This window comes from Nonomuraea sp. NPDC001684 (genome assembly GCF_053596515.1).
Genome location: NZ_JBSFGJ010000472.1, coordinates 1 through 6907 on the forward strand (window position 1 = coordinate 1; position 6907 = coordinate 6907).

Annotated in this window: 4 protein-coding genes; all 4 read right to left on the reverse strand. The window is 73.2% G+C overall.

All coding sequences use genetic code 11. The features are described 5' to 3' along the window. Window positions 1–2848, reverse strand: a 2848-nt coding sequence (locus tag ACWCSD_RS44170) for a chondroitinase family polysaccharide lyase (protein WP_449924254.1), incomplete at its 3' end; no start/stop codon positions are given. A 59-nt stretch (window positions 2849–2907) separates the two neighbouring features. Continuing rightward, window positions 2908–4281 carry a WD40 repeat domain-containing protein gene (locus tag ACWCSD_RS44175; RefSeq protein WP_449924257.1) on the reverse strand — a complete coding sequence of 458 codons (1374 nt, stop codon included), beginning with the start codon at window positions 4279–4281 and terminating at the stop codon, window positions 2908–2910. 68 nt (window positions 4282–4349) lie between these two features. After that, window positions 4350–5762, reverse strand: a complete 1413-nt coding sequence (locus ACWCSD_RS44180) for an aldehyde dehydrogenase family protein (protein WP_449924260.1) — start codon at window positions 5760–5762, stop codon at window positions 4350–4352. Then, the coding region (locus tag ACWCSD_RS44185; RefSeq protein WP_449924263.1) for an AMP-dependent synthetase/ligase at window positions 5759–6907 on the reverse strand (1149 nt) is incomplete at its 5' end. The genes ACWCSD_RS44180 and ACWCSD_RS44185, both read right to left, overlap by 4 nt.

Consider the following 6907-nt stretch of genomic DNA (forward strand, 5'->3'; position numbering starts at 1 on the left):
GGTCCGGATCGCATACCGCGATCACCAGCGTCTCCCCCTCCGTACGGACGAGCAGCATCGAAGGCGTGTCCACCTCGCGTACCAGACCTTCCAGACGGGTGCGCTCGAACACCGCGTACCCGGTGATGCCGGTGTCCCGATCCCGTACGACGTGGGCCGCCGTGTCGGCGTGCAGCACCCGGTAAGGGGCGCTCGCGGCGTCCCCCATCGCGGCGGCGAAGCCGGCCATGCGCTCGGCCGTGGCGTTCACCACCATCGCGTACTCGTACGTCCCGTTCCGAGGGGCGGTGCCGTGCCTGATCCAGGCTGTGGCGAAGTCTCCGCTGGTGGGCTCTTCCGTGGCGTTGTTGCGGGAGGTCTGGGCCGAGCGGGTCAGGGCCACTTTCTGCCCGGGCGCCAGGTAGTAGCCGACGCCCTTGTCGTCGAGCAGCCAGCGCGGGCCGCCGTCGAGCGCCTGGTGGGGGAAGGCCGTGACCGCCGCGCCGTCCACCACGGTGGGCGCGTTCCTGGCCGGTAGCCGGGTCTGGAAGAGGGTGGTCTCCGTCTCGTCCGCGATGTCGTCGTTGGTGATGCCGGTGCCCAGGGCCACGACGCGGTCGTCGAACAGGAACACCGACTTGCGGGCCCGGTGCGTGCCGTCGTACTTGGGGTGTCCGTGCAGGTCCATGGCGAACAGGGCGTTGCGTCCGTCGATGGTGCAGGCTCCGGCGAAACGGGAGTCGGTGAGGAGCATCTCCTCGATGGCCCCGGTCAGGTCGCCCTTGAGCTGGTCGAGCGGTTTGTGGATGACCGTGGTGCCGGGGCGGCGGTTCCAGTCCCAGCCGGGCTGGGCGTAGCCGCTGTCCTGGTTGGTGACGGGGTCGCCGCGGTGCAGGACCTGGATCTGGCCGTAGGTGTTGTAGCGGCCGTACCAGTTGGCGCCGACGTAGATCTCGGTGCTCCACAGGTACCGGTTGTGCCCGCGTACGGTGATCTGCCATTCGTCGCGGCGGTGCACGGCCAGCGCCGCGTAGTTGAGCGCCCAGGCGCCGGTCGGAGCCGGTTCCGGGGCGATGCCGCGCGCGGCGAGCCGGGCCGCGAGCTCCTTCTGCCGCGGCGTCGGGTTGCCGGGCAGCAGGCGCAGGAAGGCTGCGGCGATCTCATCGTCGATCGGGGCAAGCCACTCGAACGGCACGATCGACAGCGCGGTGGCGCCGCTGGGATTGCGGCCGCTGATCGAGATCGGCCAGTGGTTCTTGTTGGCGTAGACCCGCTGCGTGAGCAGCGCCTTGCGCAGCCAGCCGGACGCCTCGGACGAGATCGCGAACGAGCCGCCGTGCAGGACGTAGACCAGCGGCGCGAGCCCGGCGAAGCCGTCGCGGACGTAGTCGGGGAAGAAGCCGACGTGGTGGAAGGCGGTGCCGTCCACCTTGATGCCGTCCTGGATGCCGTCGGTGGGCAGGAGGGTGGCGTTCAGCCAGTCGCGCAGTGCCCGCAGGTACGCCACCTGCTGCGCCTCGCCGTCGCGCAGCAGCACGGCCGCCAGCATGCCGCGGACCGTGGTGTTGTAGAGGTCCATCATGCTGCCCCGGGCCATCCGGAAGCCGAAACCGCGGAAGATCCGGCCGAGTCCGCTCAGCCATTCCAGGTCCGCTCGTACCCGCTGCAACTCCCCCGCCTCGCGCAGGGCGTCCCGCATGAGGTAGACGGAGTCGTACAGGCCGCGGACGTCGTAGCCGAGGTGGTGGATCGTGCCCTGGCAGCTGCCCTTCGTCCAGCCCTGTTCCCGCAGGTGGGCGACCATGCGCAGGTAGAGGGCGGCCAGCGCGGGACGTTCGGCGGGGGCGGCCTGGTGGGCCTGGGCGATCGTCTTCATCAGGTCGGTGCAGGCGCGCAGCGTGACCGGGTTCACGAACGCCTTGAGCTCGGCGGCGATCTCGGCCGGGTAGATCTGCGCCTGGTAGGCGTGCGTGGGACGGCCCTCCAGGGCGGCGACCTGCGCGGTCAGCCCCGGCACGTCCGGCTTGACCGGGGCGGTCAGGTACTCGTCGTGGTAGCGGGCGTGCAGGGCGCGCAGCGAGGCCAGCTCGGCGGCGGACGGCGGCGACAGGTCGGGCTCGACGGTGGCCAGCAGCCGGTCGAAGCGGTGGAGGGCCTGCCAGTGCTGGTTGTCGTACTCGTCGCCCTCGGGGGCGATGTCGGGGAGCTGGTGGTCGCGGCAGGGGGCGTCGGGACGCAGCGGCACGTTGAGCATGAGCTGGTCGAGGTGCAGGGTACCGGCCCTGCTCGGGGCGACGATCCGCAGGGTGTCCATGTCGGGGTGGGGCCGGCCGTGCATGTCGTAGGCGTACCGCACCCAGGCGGTACGCCATCCGCTGAACCCGAGCCGGAACTCGAACCACAGGTCGGTGCGCTCACCCCGCCCGAACTCGAACCGCAGCACGTCGTCCACCGGCTCGGCGTTGTGCACCCACACGCAGAACGCGTCCACCAGCCCCTGCCACGCCTGGTCGTCGCCGAGCCGGTAGGGGGCGGGCGCCCACCGCAGCGGCGCCCGCACGGTGATCACGTCACGGCTCGCGTGCTCCCAGCGCAGCGACCTCGTGCCGCACACGGCGACCCGGTCGCTGATCGACAACGTGGAGCCGTGCCCGGCGGCGAAGTGCGGAGGGACGGCGCTCTCCAGCAGGAACACCGGCGGGTCCATCGCCATGGCCCGCTGCTCCAGCCCTTCGGCGGCCACTCCCCCGGCGGCCGGTCCTCCCACCAGGCCGGACGCCGCCAGTGCCGCCGTCCCCGGGCCGCCGCCCGCGAGGAAAGCGCTTGCCGCACCTGCCTTGAACACCGTTCTGCGCGTGATCTCCACCATGCGCGCCATCCAACGCGAGCGCTGCGGCAAGGTAAAGACATCTGGTCAAACCGTTACCCTCATCGGAGGGAGCAGAGGCTCACGTCGCCGTCGCCGCCGCCGTAGTCCGAAGGGTCCGCGCCGCCGGTGTAGCGGTCCCAGTCCGCCCTGCTCAAGATCTGCGGGCCGTGGTCGCACAGGTCCTGCTCAGGGTCGGTGACCACCTGCCGCAGGTCGTGCAGGTCCCAGAGGGAGAAGGTGGTGCTCTCGGGGGCAGCCAGCAGGGCGCTTCGGGCGCCGTCGCTCAACGCCACCCCCCGCACCTCCGACGGGTACCCGCGCAGCCCGCCCAGCCGGACGGGCCGGGAAGGCACGGACAGGTCCCAGAGCGATCCGTTGCCGTTGGAGCCCGCCAGGAGGGCGGTCCCGCCGTCCGGCGTGAGGGCCACGTCGAGCATGTCCGCCGGAGGCATCCCTATGACGGCGGTCAAGGCCGGACGGGCCGGGTCGCCGAGCGTCCAGACCTCCGCCTGGCTCCGCCGGTCGGCCCCCGGGTCGCGCCGCGCGACGACGAGGACGCGTCCGTCGCCGCTCAGGGCGGCGGCCGTGCCGGTGTAGATGGCCGGAGTCAGCTCGGCGGCCTTCACCGGGTGCGCCGGATCCGCCAGGTTCCAGATCGTCACCGGGCCATCGTCGGACGTGGTGACCGCCGTCCTGCCGTCGCCGCTGAGGTCGAGGTCGTCCGTCGCGGAGTCGTGGACGGCGGTGACCGAGCGCCGGACCGGGTGGTCGCGTACGGTCAGGTCCCACACCAGCAGGTTCCCGGCGAAGTCGGCGACCACGGCGACCCGGCCGTCCCGGCTCACCGCCACCGCCTGGACCTCGTCGAGCGACCCCTTCGCCGCCACGCCCGGCAACGTCGCCCGCCGGGCCGGGTGGGCGGGATCGGTGAGGTCCCACACGGTCGTGGCGCCGTCGTCGCCGCCGGTCAGAGCGGTGCGGCCGTCGTGGGAGAGCGCCGGCGCCGCGCCCTCGGGCCCGTCCAGCGTGACCGATTTCCCGGAGCCGAGCTCCCAGACCTCGGCCTTGCCGTTCCCGGCGACCAGGCCGACGCGCCCGTCGCCGCTCAGCTCGGCGTGCCGGACGCCGCCGGAGTCGCGGGGCTGGAGGTCGTCCCTGCGCCCCAGCAGGAGGGTGTCGGTCAGCCCGGCGCGGGTCTGGTCGTCGGCGTGCACGCCCACAGCGGCCAGGCCGAGGTCGCGCGCCTTGACCGGATCGTCCCCGCGCAGCTCGGCGGCGTGCAGCGCGAGCCCGTGGGCCAGCGCGACGCGCTCCCGGTCCCGCGCCTGCCCGTGCTCCCGCCACCAGGCCGTGCCGGCGCAGGTCAGGGCGACGGCCAGGAGGGCGGCGAGCACGGGCAGGGCCCTGCCGGCGCGCGCTCGCGGGACAACCACCGGATCGTCCGTCCGAATAGCCAAGGCACGCGCCTCCTCGCCGTTTGGGCGCCACCCTACAGCGGCCGTCAGGGGCGGATGATCGCCATTCTGGTCACCGTCATTTCCTCCATGGCGAAGCGCGGGCCCTCGCGGCCGCTGCCCGAGTCCTTGACGCCGCCGTACGGCATGTTGTCGGCGCGGAAGCCGGGCACCTCGTTCACCACCACGCCGCCGGTCTGGATGCGTTCGATCGCGGTGAAGGCGGTGGCCAGCGAGCGGGTGTAGACGGAGGCGTGCAGGCCGTACCGGGAGCGGTTGACGGCCTCGAAGGCGGCGTCGAGGTCCGGCACCCCGCGGACGCACACCACCGGGCCGAAGATCTCCTCGTCCCACGCGGCGGCGCCGTCGGGCACCCCGGACAGCACGGTCGGCGCGATCGCCCGGCCCTCGCGGACCCCGCCGGCGACCACCTCGGCGCCCGAGTCGCCGATCCACGCAAGGACGCGGTCGGTGGCGGCGGCGTCGATCAGCGGGGCCACGCGGGTCCCGGGCAGGCGCGGGTCGCCGACGGCGACGTCCTTGACGCGGGCGGCCAGCAGTGCCAGGAACTCCTCCCGTACGGGCTCCTCCACCAGCACCCGCTGCACCGCGATGCACGCCTGCCCGGAGGCGTAGTAGCCGCCGCGCACGACGGCGTCGGCGGCGACCGCCAGGTCGGCGTCGGCGGCGACCACGAGGGCGGCGTTGGAGCCGAGTTCGAGCAGCACCTTGGTGGGGGCGGCGGCGCGGGCGATGGCGTGCCCGGCGGCGGCCGAGCCGGTGAAGGAGACCGCGCCGATCCGCCGGTCCTCGACCAGCGTGCGGCCGACCTCGACGTCCCCGGTGACGAGCTGGACGGCGGCGGGCGGCAGGCCGCCCTCGCGGAGCAGGTGCACCAGCCGGAGCGTGGCCAGGGGCGTCGCCGGGGCGGGCTTGACGATCACCGGGCAGCCGGCCGCGACCGCCGGAGCGATCTTGTGGGCGGCCAGGAGCAGCGGGTAGTTGTAGCCAGTGATCCCGACGACGACGCCGATCGGCCGCCGCGTCCAGAACCCGATCAGCCCCTCCCCCGACGGCAGCAGGTCCAGCGGGACGGTCTCGCCGTGCAGCCGGGCGACCTCCTCGGCGGCCGTGGCGAGGGTGAGCAGCGTCCTGGCCACCTCGACCCGGCAGTCGACCAGCGGCTTGCCGGTCTCCAGGACCAGCAGCCGCTCGAACTCCTCGCGGCGGGCGGCGAGCGCGTCGTGCGCGGCCATGAGCGCGGCGCGGCGGGCGTGCGAGGGCAGCGCGGCCATGGCGGGCGCGACGGCCAGCGCCGCCTCCAGGGCGCGGACGGCGTGGTCGGGGGTGCCCAGCGGGGCACGGGCGACCACCGAGCCGTCGTAGGGGAAGATCACCTCGGTGGTGTCCTCGGTGGCGGTCCATCCGTCTCCGATGGGCAGGCCGTCCGGCCAGGTCATCTGTCTCCCCCTAGGTGGTTCTCGATCTCGGCGGGCGAGACGTTCTCGCCGCCGGCGGTGATGATGAGCTCCTTCTTGCGGTCGACGACGCGGTAGAAGCCGTCGTCGTCGACCGTGCCGATGTCGCCGGTGTGCAGCCAGCCGTCGGCGTCGAGCAGCTCGGCGGTGGCCTCGGGGCGGTTGAGGTAGCCGCCGGTGTTGAGCGGGCTGCGGGTGAGGATCTCGCCGTCCTCGGCGATGCGGACCTCGACGCCGGGCTCGGCCCTGCCGACGGTGCCCAGGCGGTAGCAGGAGGGGCTGTTGCCGGTGAAGGCGCCGGTGGTCTCGGTCATGCCGTAGACGTCGATGACCTTGAGTCCGAGACCGGCGTAGAAGTGCTGGACCTCGGCGGGCAGAGGGGCGGCGCCGGTCGCGGTCCACTCGGCGCGGTCGAAGCCGATCATGCCGCGGACGACCGACAGCAGGGCCGCGTCGGCCTTGTCGTAGGCGGCCTGGATCTCGGGGGTGATCGTGCCGCCGTACTGGCCGGCCTCGACGTAGGCGGCGCCGGCCGCCATGGCCTCGCGTACGGCGGCCTGCTGCTCGGGCGGCTGCGTGGCGAGCACGGCCAGCAGCCGGGCCATCATCTTCTCCCACACGCGCGGCACGCCGAAGAACATCATCGGCCTGACCTGGCCGAGCGTGGCCCCGAGGTTGGCCAGGTCGGTGCAGAAGTGCACGTGCGACATCTTGACCAGCGGGAGGTAGAGGCTGAGGATGCGCTCGGCGATGTGGGCGTAGGTGAGGTAGGAGATCTGGGTGCCGTGCGTCGGCAGCGAGGTGATGCGGTCGGTGGCGGCGGCCTCGTAGAAGACGTTGGTGTGGGTGAGCGGCACGCCCTTGGGCATGCCGGTGGTGCCCGAGGTGTAGAGCACGGTGACGACGTCGCCGGCGGCCACCTCGCGGGCGCGGGCCTCGACGGCGGCCTCGTCCTCGGCCAGGCGGGCGCGGCCCAGGTCGAGGAAGTCGGCCCAGGACAGGAAGCGCTCGTCGTCGGGGGCGCCGTCGAGCACCACGAACGAGTGCAGGATGCGCAGCCCGATCGCCGTCGTGTGCCCGGGACGGCCCGGCGTCAGGCTGTCGGTGGCCTTCAGGCCCATGACGTC

Bases quoted from the DNA above. Each gene is read 5' to 3' on its own strand.
- ACWCSD_RS44180 (WP_449924260.1), bottom strand. From the start codon at position 5,762: ATGACCTGGCCGGACGGCCTGCCCATCGGAGACGGATGGACCGCCACC.